The following is a 17,937-nucleotide window of genomic DNA, read 5'->3' as shown; positions in this document are numbered from 1 at the left end:
CGAATCTTCGAGGCATGACACCTCACTCCCCGGGGCACGACCCCGTCGTCGGCACCACCGTTCGCGGGCTCGCCGAGCTCGCCGTCCTTCTTCCCTTCGCCCTCGGGTACGACCCGGGGTGCAGCCTCGTCGTCGTCTGCCTCGTCGACGGCCGGATGGACCTCGTCGCCCGGTTCGACCTGGATCCCGACGCGTCCGTCGCCACGGCCATGGCGCCCGTCGTCGACGTCGTCGGGCGCGAGATCCCCGACGAGGTCGTCATCCTCGCCCTCGGGGCGCCGGTCGGTGCGAGGCCGCTGCACGACCATGCTGCTCGAGAGGCCGCCCGTGTCCTGCGAGACGCGGGGGTGCTCGTCGGCGCGGTCGCGGTCGTCGACGGGGACCACCTGCACCGTCTGGACCGCCCCGGCGCGCCGGTGCCCCTGCCGACCCCTGCCGAGGTGCCCGCCGTCGCCGACCACGTCGCTGCGGGAGTCCACCCACGTCCGACGCGTGCGGCCCTCGAGGCGGCGGTCGAGGCCGACGAGCGTGCCGTGGAGACCGGGGCCGCCGTCCCGGACGAGGGCAGGACCGCGATCTGCGAGGCTTGGGCCCAGCTGCTCGACCGGCCGGTCGAGGCGGTGCCGCCGCAGGTCCTCGCGACCGCGGTGGCCGCGCTGGTCGACCCGATGGTCCGCGACGGTCTCATGCTGCATCTCTGCCCGGTGGGCGGGGAGGACCCCTCGTGCGGGGGGTGGCGGCCCGCCTTCTCCGCCGCGGTCCCGGACCGGCCGTGGCTCGGGGAGGACACGGCCGCCGAACGCCGGCTCCTTCTCGAGCGGCTGCGCTCCGTCGCGGCGCGAACCCCGGACCGCTGGGCCGCGCCGGTGCTCACGGTGCTCGCGAACACCGCGTGGTGGGTCGGCGACGGGACGCTGGCCGCGGTCGCGCTGGCGCGGGCGCTGCGGGTGGACCCGGGGTACCGGCTCGCCGTGCTCCTCGATCAGCTCGTCAGCCTCGGGGTCCGACGGGAGGCCGGGCGCAGCCGGGCCGCGTGACCGTCCGCCACCGGGTCGACCGCTGCCCACCGACGGCGTCCGCCGTATACTCCCGCGCAGGTCATGAGTTCCAGCGCACAGCCCCGGCTTGCTGGACGGCAACCCTCCTCGCGATGGGGTGCCCCGGGTGATGACCTGGCCCGGCCGTGGTGGTCGGGCAACGCGAGCGCCCAGGAGTGACATGGTTCCCGGACAGCCGCGGCGCGGGTCCCGCGTCGTCGAGCCGCACACCCGTGACGTCGTGTGCCTGGGGGACCTGCGCCTCACCTCGGGCGTCGTCCTGCCGGACGTGCGGCTCGCCGTCGAGACGTGGGGTTCGCTCGCCGCCGACGGGTCGAACGCGGTCCTCGTCGAGCACGCCCTCACGGGGGACAGCCACGTCGCCCCCGCCGGACCCGACGACGCGCCCGGGTGGTGGCCCGGCGTCGTCGGACCCGGCGGGCCGGTCGACACCCGGGAGCACTTCGTCGTCTGCGCGAACGTCCTCGGCGGGTGCAGCGGCTCGACCGGCCCGACGTCGACGGGGCCCGACGGGCAGCCGTGGGGCGGGCGCTTCCCGGCGCTGACGGTGCGCGACCAGGTCGAGGCCGAGGCGCTCCTGTCGGACCGGCTCGGGATCGACCGGTGGGCAGCGGTCCTCGGTGGTTCTCTCGGCGGCACGCGGGTGCTCGAGTGGGTCGCGATGCATCCCGAGCGCGTCGGCACGGCGATCGTCCTGGCGAGCGGTGCCCGCGCGACTGCCGACCAGATCGCGTGGGCACACGCCCAGCTGGCCGCGATCCGGCTCGACCCGGGGTACCGCGACGGCGACTACCTCCGGGAGGGGACCGATCCCTCGCGCGGTCTGGCGATCGCGCGGGCCATCGCGCACACGACGTACCGGACGGCGGCCGAGCTCGAGGACCGTTTCGCCAACGCGACGCGCCCGGCGGACAGCGCGGCTGCCGGCCGGCGTCCGCCGTTCCAGGTGGAGAGCTACCTCGAGCACCACGGCGCCCGGCTGGTGGAGCGGTTCGACGCGGCCACCTACGTCCTGCTCACCGAGGTGCTCAGCACGCACGACGTCACTCGTGGTCGCGGGGATCTGGCGTCGGTCGTCGCCGGCGCGACCGGCCCGGTCGTGGCTGTCGCGGTCGACAGCGACCGTCTCTACCCGGCGCACCTGTCCGCGCAGATCGCGGCGGCGGCGGGGGAGCGGGGCGTGCTGGAGACGATCCACAGCGCACGCGGCCACGACGGGTTCCTCGCCGAGACGGCGCAGCTGGACGCGATCCTCCGTCGCCACGTCCCTCGCACCGGGCCGCGAGCCGGGGCCACCGGCGGGGCGATCTCCGGTAGCGTCGCGGAGGTGGGCTCCCAGGCGGGGTCCCCGGACCGACTGCAGGAGGAACCGTGACCATCGTCGTCGGCTACGTCGAGACCAACGAGGGCCGGGCCGCCTTCGACAAGGCGATCGAGGAGGCGCAGCGACGCGACGCGCGGCTGGTCGTCGTCAGCTCGATCAAGTCCGGGCCGGGCGTCCTGCGGGGTTCGGACCGGGACGACCACCCCGAGGGGCTGCGTGCCGCCGAGGAGAAGCTGTCCGCGAGCGGCGTCGCGCACGAGATCGTCCGCATGGACTCGGGGCACGAGGCCGCGGAGGACCTGCTCGACGTCGCCGCCCGGGAGGACGCGGAGCTCATCGTCATCGGGCTGCGCCGCCGGACCCCGGTCGGCAAGCTCATCCTCGGGTCGAACGCCCAGCGCATCCTTCTCGACGCGTCCTGCCCCGTTCTCGCGGTCAAGTCCTGACGCCCGCCGTGCCCTCGCGCGGGCACGAGATTTATAATGGTGGGAGACCGCGGCGCACGGGGGCGGCATCCCCGGTTCGGCGCCGCACCCCACGACGTGACCCGTCGGCCGTGGTGTTCCCTCGGGGAGCCGCCGCCGGTGGGACGTTCCCTGCACGAGAGGTCCCGTGACGCCAGTGTCTGACCGTTCGACCCCCCCGGCCCTCCCGAAGGAATTCGCCCACGCAGCGCTGCAGGACCTCATGCGCCACGGGGTCGCGGCGGGCTCGGTGTCCGGAGACGAGCTGCGCGCGGCCGCCGAGGCCGCCGGCGTCAAGGAGCCCGCTCGGCTCCGCGCCGTGATGGCGGCGGTGCAGGAGCAGGGCGTCACCGTCCTGCCTCCGTCGGAGGACCGGTCCGCCGAGGCGATGAAGCCGACCAAGAAGACGGCGACCAGGAAGACCGCGGCCACCAAGACGACCGCGGCCAAGAAGACGGCGGCCAAGAAGACGGCGGCCACGAAGTCGACGGCCAAGAAGACCGCGGCCACCAAGACGACCGCGAAGAAGACGGCTACGAGCGGAGCGGCGGCCACGAAGACGACGGCCGCGAAGACGACCGCCAAGAAGACGACGGCGAGGAGTACCGCCGACGCGCAGGTGACCGTGGAGCCGGACGTCACGGATCCCGCCGCCGTCGACGAGCCCTCGGCCGCAGAGAAGACCACGGCAGAGAAGACGACGGCCAAGAAGACGACGGCCAAGAAGACGACGGCCAAGAAGACGACGGCCACGAAGGCGGCTGCCAAGAAGACCACAGCGAAGAAGACCGCGGCCACGAAGTCCGCGGCGAAGAAGACCGCGGCCACGAAGTCCGCGGCGAAGAAGGCTGCCGCCACGAAGACCGCGAAGGCTGCGGAGACGGATGAGTCGGCTGAGGTCTCCGCCGAGGAGCTCGCCGCGCTCGACGCCGAGGTGGCGACCCCGGAGGCGAAGGCCACGGCCCAGGGGTCGGAGACGGTGAAGGAGCCGAAGGACTCGACGGAGTCGGAGGCCTCGGAGAGCGCTGGCTTCACCCTGCGCAACGACGACGAGGAGGACGCGCCGGCGCAGCAGGTCGTCACGGCCGGTGCCACCGCCGACCCGGTCAAGGACTACCTCAAGCAGATCGGCAAGGTCGCGCTCCTCAACGCCGAGCAGGAGGTCGAGCTCGCCAAGCGGATCGAGGCCGGGCTCTTCGCCGAGGAGAAGCTGAACTCCGGGGAGAAGGTCGACGCCAAGCTCAAGCGTGAGCTGTGGTGGATCGCCCAGGACGGCAAGAACGCGAAGAACCACCTTCTCGAGGCGAACCTGCGGCTCGTCGTCTCGCTCGCCAAGCGGTACACCGGGCGCGGCATGCTCTTCCTCGACCTCATCCAGGAGGGCAACCTCGGCCTCATCCGTGCGGTCGAGAAGTTCGACTACACCAAGGGCTACAAGTTCTCGACCTACGCGACGTGGTGGATCCGCCAGGCGATCACCCGCGCGATGGCCGACCAGGCGCGCACGATCCGCATCCCCGTCCACATGGTCGAGGTCATCAACAAGCTCGCGCGCGTCCAGCGGCAGATGCTCCAGGACCTCGGTCGCGAGCCCACGCCGGAGGAGCTCGCCAAGGAGCTCGACATGACCCCGGAGAAGGTCGTCGAGGTCCAGAAGTACGGCCGGGAGCCGATCTCGCTGCACACCCCGCTCGGCGAGGACGGCGACTCCGAGTTCGGTGATCTCATCGAGGACTCCGAGGCGGTCGTCCCGGCCGACGCGGTGAGCTTCACGCTCCTGCAGGAGCAGCTGCACTCCGTCCTCGACACGCTGTCCGAGCGGGAGGCGGGTGTCGTCCAGATGCGGTTCGGCCTCACCGACGGTCAGCCGAAGACGCTCGACGAGATCGGGAAGGTCTACGGCGTCACGCGCGAGCGGATCCGTCAGATCGAGAGCAAGACGATGAGCAAGCTGCGCCACCCCAGCCGCTCGCAGGTCCTGCGCGACTACCTCGACTGAGCATCGGGCCGGATCGGGCGGTCTGGCCCGGAATCACGGGGCTTTCGTGCCTGACGAGCGACACGCTAGCACCGCACACCGCTCCTAGTCGAGATATCGCTTAGGCTGGGGGCGTGTCGGAGACCCTGAGCGTGGCGGACCTGCGATCCCTGGCGGTGTCGTGGGCGTTGTCGCTGCGCGCGGATCGCAAGTCGCCGCAGACGCTCAAGGCGTACGGCGACGGGGTGCGGTTCTACCTCGACTGGTGCGAGGCCGGCGGTCACGACGCCCTGCAGCGGGGCACCCTGCGCGCGTGGGTAGCCGACCTGCTCGACGGCGGCGCGGCGGCCTCGACGGCCCGCTCGAGGCAGCTGGCGGTGCGTCGGTTCACCGCCCTGCTCGAGGACGAGGGGGAGGTCCCCGCCGACCCCTTCGTCGGGATCACCGCCCCGAAGCTCGACTCCAAGGTCGTCAACCCGCTCAGCGAGGACGAGCTGCGCGCCCTGCTGCGCTCCTGCCAGCCGCCGAAGGACGCCACCCGCTCCGAGCAGCTGCGCCACCGCCGGGACGAGGCGATCCTGCGCGTCATGCTCGAGACCGGCGCACGGGCCGGGGAGGTCGTCGCCATGACGACTGCCGACGTCGACCTGCTCGCCGGGGTGGCCACGATCCAGCGGGGCAAGGGCGGCAAGGGTCGGACCGTCCCGCTGGGGCCGCACGCGGTCCAGGCGATCGACCGCTACCTACGGCTGCGGCGCGCCCACCGCCTCGCAGACAGCCCGGACCTGTGGCTGGGGGATCGCGGCAAGCAGCTGGCGTACGACGGGCTCCACAAGAGCCTCAAGGCGCGCGCCGAGGCCGCGGGGGTCCAGGGCTTCCATCCCCACCGGATGCGCCACACCGCCGCCCACCGTTGGCTGCGCGCCGGCGGCTCGGAGTCGGGGCTCATGGCCGTGGCCGGGTGGACCCGCCCCGACATGCTCATGCGCTACACGAAGGCGCAGGCGGCCGAGCGCGCCGCCGAGGAGGCCAAGCGGCTGAACCTGGGGGACCTGTGAACGAGCGACCTGCAACCCATGCTGACAGCCCGCTGCACCGTGAGGCCGCCGCCGGTTACGCCCGCGTCCGGGCCGCGAAGGTGCTCAAGGACTACCGCGTGATCGTCTATCGGTGCGAGCGGAGGTGCGCCATGATCGACGTCCTCGCGTTCCCCGCGCCGATCGGTCGCGTGTTCGTAGAGGGTGCGGCCTCCTACTCCAACGAGTTCAACCCGTCGGACCCCGCGACGCCCTCGCAGAACAACTCGACGGACGCCCGCCACTGGCGTCGCCACCTGCTGCTGGACGACGAGGTGCTCGGACTGTCTCCCCGCTGCGGCCACCACCCGCCGAACCTGCCGACCGTGCCGAAGAGCCGGATTGAGCAGGACATCGCCGAGGGCCTGCGCGAGGTCATTCTCACGAAGGACGACCTGCGCAGGATGGCGGACGAGTCCCTCGCCGCGCGGAGGAACGCCAAGCGTCGACAGTCCTCCGACACGCCGTAGCGCGGAGGTTGGTGCGGGGTGCGAGGTTGCCCCGTACACTGTTCTCGTCACGTTGAGCCCGTCATGGAATGACAGCCCCCGGAAGTGGCATCCCGGCGTAGACCCGAAAGGGGTCAGGCTGTCATGCCAGTTCAGAATGACGACACCGGACGCCGTCTTGCGGCGTCGATCGCGGCTCACACGTCTTGGGCGAACACCACCGACCGATCCGGTCGCACCGCCCCTGCCCGTCGCGCGCTCGAGGAGAAGTTCCTCGCCGAGGCCGGGGGAGACCCCAAGCGGGCGGAGCACCTGCGCCGCGCCTACTTCCAGCGCCTGGCCCTGAAGTCGGCGCAGTCCCGCCGCCGCGCCCGCGAGGCGATCGCCGCCGCGCAGGCCGCCGAGGCCGAGCTCGAGGCGGCCGGGGGTGGTGCCGCATGAGCTCCACGACAAACGAACGCCGCCCCGCGGGCAACGGGACGGCGATCCAGAACGCGGGCGAGCGATCCACTGGCAATGCTACCGATCTTCGGGCTCGGGCGCGTCGACACGAGTACGCGATCCTCGTCCTGGCCGAGCGGGTGGACGGGACGGTCGTCTCGAGCTTCTACACCAACCTCCCCGCTGCCGAGCGCAAGGTCACCCGCACCCGTGAGCGCGGGCTGGACGCGACGCTGACCCTGGTGAGGGTGACGCCGGTCCGCGGGGACCTGGCCGCCCTGCTCGCGCTGCCCGAGGCGGTGGCCGAGTGAGCACCTACCTGGAGCTTCGCGCGCAGATCGAGCGCGACCTGACCGACGTCGTGGTCCGGCACGAGAGGGCCGGCTTCGAGGGGATGGAGCTGTGGTCGTCCTCCTGCGAGGAGTCCAGCAGGCACGGCGGCGACGGGGAGTGTGACTGCCCGACCCGCTGTCACCTGTGCCGGGTGGTCCTGCCGGGCGGGATGGTCCGGCCGGTGGCGACGATCCTCCTCGAGCGCCCCTCGGGGACATGGCGGATGCATGCGGACCTGTGCCCGGCCTGCGGCCGGTCTGTCCGCTCGGGCATCGAGGGGGTGGTCCGATGACGACCACGACCCACACGAACGTCCCGCCGCGGCTCCTCGACGAGCACGACTGGCGGGTCTACCTCGAGGGGTACCGGGCGGGGATCGACCGCGGCCGGGAGCTCGAGCGCGAGGACCTGGCGACTTTCCAGCGGGAGGCGATGCGGGTCGTCCACGGCCTGGCGAGCCGTCCGGCCCGTGACGCTGCCCGAGACGCGGAGATCGCGGCCGAGCGCGAGCGGCGGTGGTCGCGTTGATCGGGAAGGACTACCCCGACGTGCCCGACATCGATCCGTTCGCGCCGCAGGACGGTGCTGCGGTGCTGGACGAGGTGGACGCGCTGCTGACGCGGTTCGTCGTGTTCCCCAGCGAGGAGGCCCGGCACGCGGTGGCCCTGTGGTGCGCCCATGCTCACGTCCTCGACGCGTTCGAGACGACCCCGCGCCTGGCGTTCCTGTCGCCGGAGCCGGGGTCGGGCAAGACGCGCGCGCTGGAGATCGTCGAGCTGCTGGTGCCGAGGCCGGTGCTGACGGTCAACGCTTCCCCCGCCTACCTCATCCGCCGGCTGGCCGACGAGGACCGTCCGACCCTGCTGTTCGACGAGATCGACACGGTGTTCGGGCCGAAGGCGAAGAAGGACAACGAGGACGTCCGCGGGCTGCTGAACAGCGGGTACCGGCGCGGGGCGACCTCGGGCCGGTGCGTCGTGAAGCGCAACAGCGTGGAGATCGAGGAGTTCCCCTCGTTCGCCGCCGTGGCCCTGGCCGGCCTGGACGACCTGCCCGACACGATCGGCACCCGGTCGGTCATCGTCAGGATGCGCCGACGGGCACCTTCGGAGCGGGTCGCGCCGTTCCGGCGTCGGCTTCACGAGGTCGAGGGGCACGAGGTCCGGGATCGCCTCGGGTCCTGGGCCGGAAGCCGGTTCCTCGACCTGTCCGACGCATGGCCCGAGCTTCCGGCGTCGGTCCAGGACCGGGACGCCGACGTGTGGGAACCGCTGCTGGCGATCGCCGACGCGGCCGGCGGACGGTGGCCCGACCTGGCTCGGGTTGCGGCGGTTTCGCTGGTTTCGCAATCCCAGGGGGAGCGGGGAGGACTGGGCGTGAAGCTCCTGGCCGACCTGCGCACCGTGTTCGAGGACCGGGACTACATGGGGACCGACGAGATCCTCGATGCCCTGTCCGCCCTCGAGGAGTCCCCGTGGGCCGACCTGAAGGGGCGCGGGTTGGATGCCCGCGGTCTGGCATGGCGGCTGAAGAAGTACGACGTCGCACCGAAGCAGATCAAGGCGATCAACCGGAAGGGGTACCGGCGAGACGACCTGCACGATGCGTGGTCCCGGTACCTGCCGGAGCCTCTCCCCTCCCCCCGGAAGTCCGAAACGAGCGAAACCGGAGAAACCCGGTGCCGCCTGCACGGGAGTGATCTCAAGCCCGACGCGTGCGTGACGTGCGAAGGGATCGCGTCGTGACCGCCCGCGAGCGTCTGACCGACGTCCTCAACGCGCTGTTCGACGGCGGGACGAGGGTCCCGTGCCTGCGGGGATCGGGAGATGCCTGGACCGACGACGACCCGGAGGTCCGCGCCGAGGCCGTCACCGCGTGCAAGCCCTGCCCGGTGCTGGACCTGTGCCACGCCGTGGCGGTCGAGGAGGACCACAAGTTCGGTGTCTGGGCCGGGATCGACCGGACGAAGGGCACCTCGAGGAAGAAGGGGGCGGCCAAGTGACCAAACCCCTGGCGACCCAGATTCCCGACGAGCTGCTGTGGGTCAGGGACCGCAGCGACCTTGCCCGTCGACGCCGCGCGCTGGCGCTCGTCGACTGGTGCCAGCGGCACGGGTGGCGACCCACCTTCGCCGAGCTGGAGGCCGAGCGCGAGAGGCGCGCGGCAGAACACATGACCACGGACGGCACGGAGCCGCCGGAGATGGAAGGGAACACCCAATGAGCAAGACGAAGCCGTACACGATCGACAGCGCGCCCGACGAGCGCCACATCGCCCTCGCAGAGACGCTGGACCGTCTGCGGTCGGCGACCCTGCTGATCGGGGCGTCCGCCGCGAAGGCCGTGAAGGCCGTCATCCCGCTGGGCGTGCGGGTGCCCGAGCCGATCCACGAAGCGGCTGCGCGCCTGCTGGTGGTGAGCGACCGCGCCGCCGAGCTCACCCGCACCCCGGCGGTGGAGTTCACCGCAGAGGACCTGGCGGCCGACGACTGGCGAGACAGGCTCGACAGGTCGGCCACGGCCCGCGCTCGGACACCCGAAGCGCAGAAGCTCGTCGACGAAGCAGTCCGGGGGGCGCACGCCGCGCTCGGAGCGGCCTGCGCTGATGGGCTCGGGGCGGTGGGTGACGAGCTGGAGCGGTGGTTCGTCGACAACCTGGCCGAGCTGGCCCGCGCCGACCTCGAGCCCGAGCCGGCGAACACCTACGGCACCGTGGCGGGCCGGAACGCCGCGCTGCTGAACTTCACCAAGGCCCACGGGCGTCTGATGCTCGCCGGCGGCGGACGGACCACGAACGACATCCCTTCGTGGACGTGGTGGAGGACGCACACCTGGACCCGCGCGGAGTGGAGCGAGATCCTCGACCGGACCGGCCCCAACGCCACGCACCGCGGCCCGAACCCGCTGGCCCTGGCCGTGCAGATCGGTGGTACCCCGAGGCTGGCGCGTTCGGAGTCGCAGGCGTGGGAGGACTACCGGGCGCTCATCGAGGGGCAGCGCGCGGACGCTCTCGAGGACGCCGCACGCACGCCGAGCAGCTTCGCTGTGATCGGTGCGTCGTGGTGAGGCTGTACGACGAGTCGGCCGAGACGGACGTGGCCGAGCGCGCACGGGACCTGCTCGTGGAGATCGAGATGCACCGTGGGGTTCCCCTGCGCGAGTACCTGGTCACCGAGGCCGTGGCCGCCGAGCTGGACCGCCCCGATGGTCACCGCGTCGTCGCCCTCGCACTGGTGGAGGCGTTCACCCGCCCCGCTGCGATCACCGCCGACGTGGCGGGCTGACCCCGATGGACCAGCGCTGGCCGAGAGGCGTACCGCGAACCCCACCCCGGACGGAGACACCTTCCATGCCCTTTGCAACCTCGACCATCCGAGAGCGCGCCCGCCGGCGTGTAGCCGTGCGAGTTCGAGCCGGGGAACCGTGCGCCCTGTGCCGCGAGCCCATCGACCTGAGCCTGCGCTACCCCGACCCGCTGTCGTTCACCGTCGATCACGTCGTGCCGACGAACCGAGGCGGGACCGATGACTACGAGCAGCTGCGCCCTGCTCACTTCCGGTGCAACCGCACCCGCAGCGACGGACCCGACGGAACCGTCGGCCGCAACTCAGGTGCGCTCGGATGAGCCCCCTGCCCCAGCTGCACGGGCTGGCAGCGTCGGACGCCTGGCAACGGGCCGGACTGTCCTCGAGGACCGGAGCCACCGCCGCCGACGCGTGGGCGCACGGGCCGATGACCGTCCCGCCCGAGGTGTGCACCGCCACCGTCTCAGCCGTCACCGACGAGCCCAGCCTCGACCGGCAACCCGGTGCCCCGACCGCGGGGGCGTTCGTCTCCACCTGGTCGCTAGGGGTCCACGCCCTCACCGGGGACGGCATCGGCTCGGTCCGGTCGTGGTGCCCCGCGCTCGACGCGCTGCACCGCAACGCGCTGCCCGCCCCGGCCGAGGTCGTCGCTGTCGCGGCCGAGCTCGTCACCACGATCAACGCGCTGCACTGGCGGCTCGACCTCGATGCACTGTCCCTCATCGTGAAGCGGTACGACCCGTGGGCAGAGCACGACTGGCACATCGACTGGTCGGTCGACCCCACGGCAGCGACCCGACTCCTCGCCCTGTCGGTGCAGCTGTCCGACCCCGACGAGTACGCAGGCGGGGACCTGCTCGTCTGCCCGCCCGGCCCAGGACCGGAGCGCACGACCGTCCTGCGAGCACCCCGCGAGCGGGGCAGCGTCACGGCGTTCCTGCCGTGGGTGCCTCATGCCGTCGAGACCATCGCGCCCCGTGCACCGGGCGGCAGCCGATGGTCGTTGATCGTCAACGGCTGGGGCGCGCCGCTCGTCAGGCCCCAGGGGGGAGACCCCCCATCAGCCCGGCCCGGACACTTCCCGGCATAGGGCCGATCTCTCCCCGAGGGTTTTTTCCACACGCTGTCGAGACCGCCCGATAGCGTCGAGGTATGACTAGACGCACCCCGGACAACCAAGCTAAGGACTTCGCCCAAGGGCTCGCCCTGGGCGTACTGAGCGCTGGTACCGACTGGATCTCCGCCGACAAGCTCCGGTTCGAGTTCGGTCTGAGCCACGCGTGGCGGGAGACCCCGAACCTGCACCGTCGGTTCCCGAGCCTCCTCGGTCCCTCACGTCCTGACCCGATCTACATGCTCCGCAGGAGCGAGAGCCGCCGCGGTCCGATCGTGGCCGCGTGGGCACCGGTCGATCGCGGGTGGCAGCCGTACCTGACGAACGAGGGGTGGGGCATCGATGAGTCGGGGCAGATGTTCTGCGGCTGGACCGAGACCCGCTGGTCCGACTGGCAGCACCTTGGCTCAGAGCTCGTCGCCTACTACGACTCCCCGCCTGGAGCCTGACCCTGCCGCGACCGACTTTCCGGCTGATCCGGCGCACCGGGTATCGGTCGTGGTGCGTGTGTGCCACACTTGTGGGACGGACATCTGGCCGTTGCCCGGATGGACGCGCTACACGACAGAGTAAGGAGTGAGAGTTGTGACCAGTCATGCGATCGGAACCGCCGGGGCGACCGGCTGGGCCTCTCCCCTCATGCGTCGTGCGGCGCAACGCAGCGAGGATCGCGCCATGGCGCGCGAGTACGGACGCCGACAGGATGCAGCCGCAAAGACAGCAGCGCGACTGCTGGCCGACGGCAAGGCGTCCGTTGGCACTCCGAAGCGGGCGCTTCACCTCCCTCGTTGACCGGAGTCTCCCTCACCTTCCGTTTCGCGAAGCGAGGGGATACCGGCGCGTTGCAGGGTTCTCGCTGCGCCCCTGTGGCGCCCTCTCCAAGTGCGGAAACCTGCTGGAGGAGCGTGTATGACCAGCCGTGGGCGGCGGAGGCACAAGCCATGATTCGCGCCCTCCGTCCGCCCGGCGGGCGAGGGAAGCGCCCACGGGTGTTGCTTGCCGAGCTGGACGGGCGGCTCGTCGGGGTTATCGCGTGGAGGCGTGAAGCTATCGACGCGGTACACGTGCAGGTGGGCGGGGTGTCGTTGCAGGCACGTCGGGAGCATCCTCAGCTACGTATCGCCGATGCTCTGATGGACTTTGCACTAGAGAGAATCGCGCAGGAGACTCAAGAGGCCGGGTCTCGGCGAGTCGTGGTGAGCGCTCTGGTTCACCCGAACAATGAGCCCAGTCGCAAATGGTGCGAACGGGCCGGATTCGCCTTGGACAACGAGGACGAAGCGGTTGACGATTACTTGCTCGGTCTCCTCGAACTCGAGTGGTAGCCGAGTGGCCCTGCGGCCGCTACGGTCAACGGCTCGCCCGCCGGAGCCGGGGCGCACTACTGGCGAACCCCCCCAAAGGACCGACCCCGCGTTGTTCGCGCCCACGCCGTCTAGCCCGCCCTCGATTCGAGAGCAGGCTGTCCGCTGACCCGACGCCGGCCGTGCACAGCCGAGGGCGTCGAGCGACCTGCGCCGGTTCGCAGGCCTAGAGGTCAATCACCGGGGGCGTTCGAGTTGGTTCGCGTCCTGGTCCCCGTTGTCGTGTCGGGGTGACGCGCGCGGCCGATGCCCTGTCGAGAGCCGCGCGGGGGTGAGGGTCAGGCGGAGAAGCCGACCCGTGCCGCTGCTCGGGCCGCCTTCCGCTCGGGGGCGCTCATCGCCCGCATCCGCCACCGGATCGTCGGCTCGTCGACCGAGCACTCCTGCGCCCATTCGGCCCACGACCGAGCCCACCGGGCCGCCTCGAGCACCTCCTCGACGTCCGGCAGGAGCCACAGCGCGGCCGTGAGCCGTACCTGATCCTCGACCGCCTTCGGCTGGCGGGTGGAGTGTCCCGCGTACAGGTGGACGAGCTCATGGGTCAGGGTGCAGCGCGCCTCGAGCTGCCCGAGGCGGGCGTTGAGCCAGATGTGCTGCCCGTCGGTCGCGCCCCAGAACCCGTTGGGCAGGTCGTCGCGGACCGAGACGATGATGCCCGCGGCCCGGACGTGCTCCCACGGGTCGAACCGGACGTCACCGGCGCACGGGACGGGGACGAGCGTCGAGGTCGCCGGAGCAGACCTGGCCGCAGTGCTCGACGGGCTCACGGCCGCTCGCCCTTCCCATGTGCGATCGCTCGCCCGAAGGCGTCCGTCGTCATGGCCGCGTAGTCGACCGTCGCCTCGTTCACGGTCGCCTCGAGGTGCTGCTCGGGCGTCTGGCACCGCGAGCAGAGGAAGCCGGCGAACCGGCCGGCGTCGAACACGACGTTCGCCTCGGGGTCGTTCTTCACCCGTCGGGAGCAGGACGAGCACCGGCCTCGCCTGGCCTCCTCGGTGAGATTCACCCGCGGCGTCATCGCTGGTCCCCGAACGTCATCGCGACGACGAGCATCCCCAGCAGGGTCACCGCGCCGATGCTGGCGACCTGCGAGCCGTGGGAGAGGTACCAGGTCAGAGCGTCCACGAGGCACCCCCGGAGACCGCGAGAGCGGCCGCGACGAGCGCGGGGACCAGACGGAGGGCGTCCTGCGACGAGAGCACCGGATCGTCCACCAGGTCGTCGGGCAGGAAGATGCGGCCGGGTCCCTCGAGCGGCTGCTCGACGTCGAGGGTGAACCCGCAGACCGTGACGCTTCCGACGTGAGCCGGAGCGTCCTGCTCGGGGTCGGTGTGACGACGGCACCACGACGGGCAGTCGAACGGGGCGGAGTTGGGTACGGTGATGGGCACGGCAGACCTCCTATGTCTGTCGTCGGACCCCCGGACGTTCCCGCGTCGCGGGGGTCACCCCTAGTCGGGGATATTACGCACTACAGCGCTCCTGACCCCGGTCCAGAATCCGGCGAAATCCGTTCCGGTGCACAGTGTTCGGGCAGTCCCTAGTGCGCGACTACCTCGACTGAGCGGTCCACCAGGTCGCGATCGAGGATCCGGGCCACAGCGCGGCGCGGGCCCGAGCGCCGGTTCGCCGTGACCGCCTCGATCGTCGCGTCGACGTCCCTCCGGACCGCCCCGGCGTCGATCGTCGTCTCGTCGGGGTCCGCGTAGCGCGCCTCCTCGACGGCTGCGACCACCCGTCCGAGCGGTGCGCGCCCCGCCTCGCGCAGGGTGGCCCGCCCCGCGAGGTCCGCGGCCCGATCCCGGGGGGAGAGCCGCGCGTCCGACACGACACCGAGGTCGGCGAGGCGTGCCAGGAGACGGCGCCACTCGACCTCGACCGCCATCGCTGCGTCAGCGGCGCGGGAGCGGGCGCGCCGCTCACCGACCCGTCGCAGCGCCGGCCCGGTCACGAGAGCGACGGGCAGCAGCAGGCCGAGCCACGGCCACGAGGGGGAGCGGGGAGATGTGACCTCCTCGCCGGGGGGTGCGGTGCCGGCAGCGACCTCCGGCCCGGTGGTCCGCCGGGAGGGCGCGCTCGACTCGGGTCGGTCGACGACGTCGCTGGACGTCGGGCTCGACGAGGGGGTTTCCGAGTCGGCGCGGCGGTCGCGCACGGCCCACGGGGGCAGAGAGCTGCCCGAGGCGCCGGGCGTCGGCTCGAAGCGCACCCACCCGACACCCTCGAACCACAGCTCGGGCCACGCGTGGGCGTCCGTGGTGAGGACGGTGCGGACCCCGTTCTCGTCGGGGCGCCCCGGCAGGAAGCCGACGACCATGCGGGCCGGGATGCCGCGGGACCGGGCCATGAGCACCATCGCCGCCGCGAACTGCTGGCAGTACCCCTGCCGGGTCTCCAGGAAGTGGGAGACCGGGTCGAGCGGCGCGCCCCCGGGGCCGGAGCGCGGCGGCGCCAGCACGAGGCTGTACCGGAACGGCGGGCCGCGCAGGTGGTCCTGGATCGCCGTCGCGACGTCGAGCGGGTCGCTCCGGTCGCCGGCGGCCGCGTCGGCCTCCTCGGTGACGCGGGTGGCGGACGCCGGGTCGAGCTGCAGCCACGGCTCGAGCGCGGCCTCGTCCCCGGTCCCACGGCTGGCGAGGCGGGAGCGGGAGGGAGTGACGTCGCGGACGGTGAGGACGTACCGGTCGAGGCGACCAGCGGTCGTGACGATGCCCGCGGGGCTGACCCGCATCCGCGCGGGGCCGGTCGCCGCGACCACCCCGGAGGGCGCTGCGACCTGAGGAGGAGCGAGGTGGTTCTCGAGGACCTCGGCCCGCCGCCGGGTGACCTCGGTCGGCGGGAGCCCCGCCCCGGCCGGGGAGGTCGGGCCGTCGGTCGAACCGGGACGGAAGCCGTCGAACCACGAGGCCCCTTCCCACGTGTTCAGCGCGGCCACCGACACGGCCAACGGGTCCGGGGTCGGGTCGTTCGTGCGGTAGCGGAGCACGACGCGCTCGGACCGGGCCGTGAGGTTGCGTGCGAGGTCGGTCTCGTCCTCGAGCCGCACCGGTCCGTCTGCGGACCCGGGCCCGCCAGCGCGACGCGCGAGACCGTCCGTGACGGACCGGGGCGTCATCTCCGGCGCCAGGGCCGGGAGCGCGACCGAGAGGGCCAGCGCGAGGGCGGCGACGAGCGCACCGGCGGCCGTGATGCTCCCGGCCCCGTCCCGCCGCCGTCCGTCGGAGCCGAGCGGCACCGAGGTGGACCAGCGGCGCAGCTCGATCGTGCCGTCGAGGGCGAGGAGGGTCAGCCACGCGGCGGCGGCCCCGGCGAACGCGAGCACCGGTGCGCCGCCGGGCGAGTTCGCCGCGCCCGCGAGATGGACGACGAGCACGGGGACGCCGGCGAGCACCGGCATCCGGCAGGTGACGGACAACCCGTCGACGAGCAGGGTGATCAGGCCCGTGACGAGGCAGAGCCCCGCGACGACGCCCGGAGTGGTCGGCGCAGGCGCGGCGTACGTCATCAGGGTGTGCCGGGCGTCGCGGATCAGCCCGCCCACGCTCTCGGCGACGGCGACCGGGGACAGCGACCCGGTCGTCGTCCACGCCCACGCCACGACGAGACCCAGGAGCTGCACGGCGAGCACCGCCCACCACCGCCGGGTCACCGCGCGTGCGGCGACGCCGGTGATCGTCACCAGCACCGCCAGACCGATCGACCGGCTGAACCAGCCCCGGCCGTCGAACACCGGCAGGAGCGCCGCGGTGGCCGCGAGCGAGAGGACCAGGGCCACGAGGGCCGACCCGGGCCGGGCGCGGGCGATCACGCGAGCTCCCCGGCCTCGGTCGCGTCCGCCCACGCCGCTGCGACCGCGGTCGCCGGCCCGGTCCGGGCGACCACCCACCCCGCCCGGGCGAGCGCCGAGAGGGCCTCGCCGCCCGACGCCGACTCCGCGTCGTCGACCCGCCACGCGGCCGGGTCGGGCAGGAGCGCGACGGCGCGCCGGCCAGCGGTCGCGAGCGGCTGCAGCGCGCGGATGTCGTCGGCGTCGACGAGGCCACCGACGAGCACGACGAGACCGGTGTCGGAGCGGGGTCCCGACGCCCGTCGGACGAGCTCGGGCAGCCGTGCGCCGTGGGGCTGGAGGAGAGCGAGCCGGTCGACGATCGTCTCGGGCGTCCCGGGTCCGTCGGCAGGGTCGTCGACCACGAGGTCGACGTCGAACCCACGCCCGGCGAGGTGCGTCGCCACCGAGGCCGCCGCGCTCACCGCCCACTCGAACGTCCCGACCGCGCCCGACCCGAGGTGGCGGTCCGGGCGGGGGTCGAGCACGACGGTCGCCGACCGTCGGCTCGGCAGATCCTCCTGACGGACCATGACCTCGCCCGTGCGCGCCGTCGCCGGCCAGTGGACCCGGCGCAGCTCGTCGCCCTCCCGGTACTCCCGGACGGTGACGTCGTCGTGGCCGTGCGCCGCGGACCGGTGCCGCGCGGCGCCCTCGCCGACGGCCATCGCCCCCGCGGCGGGCAGCCCGTCGAGGCGGACCAGCCGGGGGAGCGCGACGAGCTCCGCCTCGCCCCCGACGAGCGCGCGGCGCTGGGTGAGCCCGAGCGGGTCGGCCTGGGCGACCGCGAGCGGCCCGAGCCGGTGCCGGCCCCGGGCGGTGGGACGGACGCCGTACGTCAGCCGGCACGACGCGTCACCCCGCAGGCCCGGGACGACGAACCGGGGACGGTCGCCCAGCGCGTAACCGAGCGTCTCCTCCGCGCGGACGGCGGGCGAGGCGCCCCCCCGCGGCGCCGCGACGACGAGGGTGACGGTCGTCGGCTCGTCCACCTGCACCCGTGCCGGGCGGACGACACGCTCGACGGTCAGGTCGAGCGTCCGCCGCGCGGCGAACGCCGCTGCCACGAGGACCACCCCGCCCAGGAGCGTGCCGATGCGGACGAGGTCGATCGATCCGAGCGCGAACCCGCACGGGACGAGGGCCACCCCGCACGCGAGCACGGTCCTGCCTCGCTGGGTGAGGCTGCGGCTGACGGCACCCACG

Annotated in this window: 24 protein-coding genes and 1 riboswitch; of the genes, 19 read left to right on the top strand and 5 right to left on the bottom strand. The window is 72.8% G+C overall.

Going from position 1 to position 17,937, the window contains the following annotated elements; translation table 11 throughout:
• Nucleotides 1–14 precede the first annotated feature (14 nt).
• From DAA34_RS10485 to DAA34_RS12760, 19 genes are all read left to right on the top strand, one after another.
• Nucleotides 15–1,037 carry a DUF4192 family protein gene (locus DAA34_RS10485; RefSeq protein ID WP_106819130.1) on the top strand — a complete coding sequence of 341 codons (1,023 nt, stop codon included), beginning with the start codon at nt 15–17 and terminating at the stop codon, nt 1,035–1,037.
• Between the two features lie 59 nt (nt 1,038–1,096).
• A riboswitch (SAM riboswitch) is annotated at nt 1,097–1,206 on the top strand.
• Between the two features lie 12 nt (nt 1,207–1,218).
• Nucleotides 1,219–2,433: a homoserine O-acetyltransferase MetX gene (gene metX, locus DAA34_RS10480; RefSeq protein WP_106819128.1), complete on the top strand. Its 1,215-nt coding sequence runs from the start codon at nt 1,219–1,221 to the stop codon at nt 2,431–2,433.
• Nucleotides 2,430–2,828 carry a universal stress protein gene (locus tag DAA34_RS10475; RefSeq protein ID WP_106819126.1) on the top strand — a complete coding sequence of 133 codons (399 nt, stop codon included), beginning with the start codon at nt 2,430–2,432 and terminating at the stop codon, nt 2,826–2,828. Before metX ends, DAA34_RS10475 begins: the two co-directional genes overlap by 4 nt.
• A gap of 175 nt (nt 2,829–3,003) precedes the next feature.
• Nucleotides 3,004–4,845 carry an RNA polymerase sigma factor gene (locus tag DAA34_RS10470; RefSeq protein ID WP_407657037.1) on the top strand — a complete coding sequence of 614 codons (1,842 nt, stop codon included), beginning with the start codon at nt 3,004–3,006 and terminating at the stop codon, nt 4,843–4,845.
• Nucleotides 4,846–4,958: 113 nt separating this feature from the next.
• Nucleotides 4,959–5,882 (top strand): tyrosine-type recombinase/integrase, encoded by a 924-nt coding sequence (locus tag DAA34_RS10465; protein ID WP_106819124.1) that lies wholly within the window; start codon nt 4,959–4,961, stop codon nt 5,880–5,882.
• The gene (locus DAA34_RS10460) at nt 5,879–6,370 is read left to right on the top strand and encodes a hypothetical protein (protein WP_106819122.1); all 492 of its coding nucleotides are present in this window, start codon (nt 5,879–5,881) and stop codon (nt 6,368–6,370) included. The genes DAA34_RS10465 and DAA34_RS10460 overlap by 4 nt, the downstream gene beginning before the upstream one ends.
• Before the next feature lie 123 nt (nt 6,371–6,493).
• Entirely contained in the window at nt 6,494–6,790 is a 297-nt protein-coding gene (locus tag DAA34_RS10455) for a hypothetical protein (RefSeq protein ID WP_106819120.1), read from the top strand.
• Nucleotides 6,787–7,101, top strand: a complete 315-nt coding sequence (locus tag DAA34_RS12165) for a hypothetical protein (RefSeq protein ID WP_158707708.1) — start codon at nt 6,787–6,789, stop codon at nt 7,099–7,101. Before DAA34_RS10455 ends, DAA34_RS12165 begins: the two co-directional genes overlap by 4 nt.
• Complete coding sequence (locus tag DAA34_RS10450; RefSeq protein WP_106819118.1) at nt 7,098–7,415, top strand: hypothetical protein; 318 nt, start codon at nt 7,098–7,100, stop codon at nt 7,413–7,415. Before DAA34_RS12165 ends, DAA34_RS10450 begins: the two co-directional genes overlap by 4 nt.
• Nucleotides 7,412–7,651 (top strand): hypothetical protein, encoded by a 240-nt coding sequence (locus DAA34_RS10445; protein WP_106819116.1) that lies wholly within the window; start codon nt 7,412–7,414, stop codon nt 7,649–7,651. The genes DAA34_RS10450 and DAA34_RS10445 overlap by 4 nt, the downstream gene beginning before the upstream one ends.
• A gap of 20 nt (nt 7,652–7,671) precedes the next feature.
• Nucleotides 7,672–8,868: a DUF3631 domain-containing protein gene (locus tag DAA34_RS10440; RefSeq protein WP_199847453.1), complete on the top strand. Its 1,197-nt coding sequence runs from the start codon at nt 7,672–7,674 to the stop codon at nt 8,866–8,868.
• The gene (locus DAA34_RS10435; protein WP_158707707.1) at nt 8,865–9,125 is read left to right on the top strand and encodes a WhiB family transcriptional regulator; all 261 of its coding nucleotides are present in this window, start codon (nt 8,865–8,867) and stop codon (nt 9,123–9,125) included. Before DAA34_RS10440 ends, DAA34_RS10435 begins: the two co-directional genes overlap by 4 nt.
• Nucleotides 9,122–9,346: a hypothetical protein gene (locus DAA34_RS10430; protein WP_106819112.1), complete on the top strand. Its 225-nt coding sequence runs from the start codon at nt 9,122–9,124 to the stop codon at nt 9,344–9,346. The genes DAA34_RS10435 and DAA34_RS10430 overlap by 4 nt, the downstream gene beginning before the upstream one ends.
• Complete coding sequence (locus tag DAA34_RS10425) at nt 9,343–10,188, top strand: hypothetical protein (RefSeq protein ID WP_106819110.1); 846 nt, start codon at nt 9,343–9,345, stop codon at nt 10,186–10,188. Before DAA34_RS10430 ends, DAA34_RS10425 begins: the two co-directional genes overlap by 4 nt.
• A complete protein-coding gene (locus DAA34_RS10420) occupies nt 10,185–10,406 on the top strand; it encodes a hypothetical protein (RefSeq protein ID WP_158707706.1) in 222 nt (73 codons plus the stop codon). Before DAA34_RS10425 ends, DAA34_RS10420 begins: the two co-directional genes overlap by 4 nt.
• A gap of 5 nt (nt 10,407–10,411) precedes the next feature.
• Nucleotides 10,412–10,747, top strand: a complete 336-nt coding sequence (locus DAA34_RS12765; RefSeq protein ID WP_407657027.1) for an HNH endonuclease signature motif containing protein — start codon at nt 10,412–10,414, stop codon at nt 10,745–10,747.
• A complete protein-coding gene (locus tag DAA34_RS10410; RefSeq protein WP_106819104.1) occupies nt 10,744–11,517 on the top strand; it encodes a 2OG-Fe(II) oxygenase in 774 nt (257 codons plus the stop codon). The genes DAA34_RS12765 and DAA34_RS10410 overlap by 4 nt, the downstream gene beginning before the upstream one ends.
• Before the next feature lie 62 nt (nt 11,518–11,579).
• Nucleotides 11,580–11,990, top strand: a complete 411-nt coding sequence (locus tag DAA34_RS10405; RefSeq protein ID WP_106819102.1) for a hypothetical protein — start codon at nt 11,580–11,582, stop codon at nt 11,988–11,990.
• A 99-nt stretch (nt 11,991–12,089) separates the two neighbouring features.
• Nucleotides 12,090–12,866: a GNAT family N-acetyltransferase gene (locus DAA34_RS12760; RefSeq protein WP_407657025.1), complete on the top strand. Its 777-nt coding sequence runs from the start codon at nt 12,090–12,092 to the stop codon at nt 12,864–12,866.
• 317 nt (nt 12,867–13,183) lie between these two features.
• On the opposite strand, the gene DAA34_RS10395 is transcribed toward DAA34_RS12760, so the two are convergent.
• The 5 genes from DAA34_RS10395 to DAA34_RS10375 all read right to left on the bottom strand — a co-directional run bounded on the left by DAA34_RS10395 (nt 13,184) and on the right by DAA34_RS10375 (nt 17,936).
• A complete protein-coding gene (locus tag DAA34_RS10395) occupies nt 13,184–13,672 on the bottom strand; it encodes an ImmA/IrrE family metallo-endopeptidase (protein ID WP_106819098.1) in 489 nt (162 codons plus the stop codon).
• Nucleotides 13,669–13,911, bottom strand: a complete 243-nt coding sequence (locus tag DAA34_RS10390; protein WP_158707705.1) for a hypothetical protein — start codon at nt 13,909–13,911, stop codon at nt 13,669–13,671. The genes DAA34_RS10395 and DAA34_RS10390 overlap by 4 nt, the downstream gene beginning before the upstream one ends.
• Nucleotides 13,912–14,017: 106 nt before the next feature.
• A complete protein-coding gene (locus DAA34_RS10385; RefSeq protein WP_106819094.1) occupies nt 14,018–14,296 on the bottom strand; it encodes a hypothetical protein in 279 nt (92 codons plus the stop codon).
• 149 nt (nt 14,297–14,445) lie between these two features.
• Nucleotides 14,446–16,713, bottom strand: a complete 2,268-nt coding sequence (locus DAA34_RS10380) for a transglutaminase domain-containing protein (RefSeq protein WP_158707704.1) — start codon at nt 16,711–16,713, stop codon at nt 14,446–14,448.
• Nucleotides 16,710–17,936 (bottom strand): DUF58 domain-containing protein, encoded by a 1,227-nt coding sequence (locus DAA34_RS10375; protein WP_106819090.1) that lies wholly within the window; start codon nt 17,934–17,936, stop codon nt 16,710–16,712. The genes DAA34_RS10380 and DAA34_RS10375 overlap by 4 nt, the downstream gene beginning before the upstream one ends.
• Nucleotide 17,937: the final 1 nt, after the last annotated feature.

This window comes from Janibacter massiliensis, from assembly GCF_900289115.1.
Classification (GTDB): domain Bacteria; phylum Actinomycetota; class Actinomycetes; order Actinomycetales; family Dermatophilaceae; genus Janibacter_A; species Janibacter_A massiliensis.
Note: the sequence above shows the minus strand (reverse complement) of the source record. Positions and strands in the feature narration are given on the sequence as shown.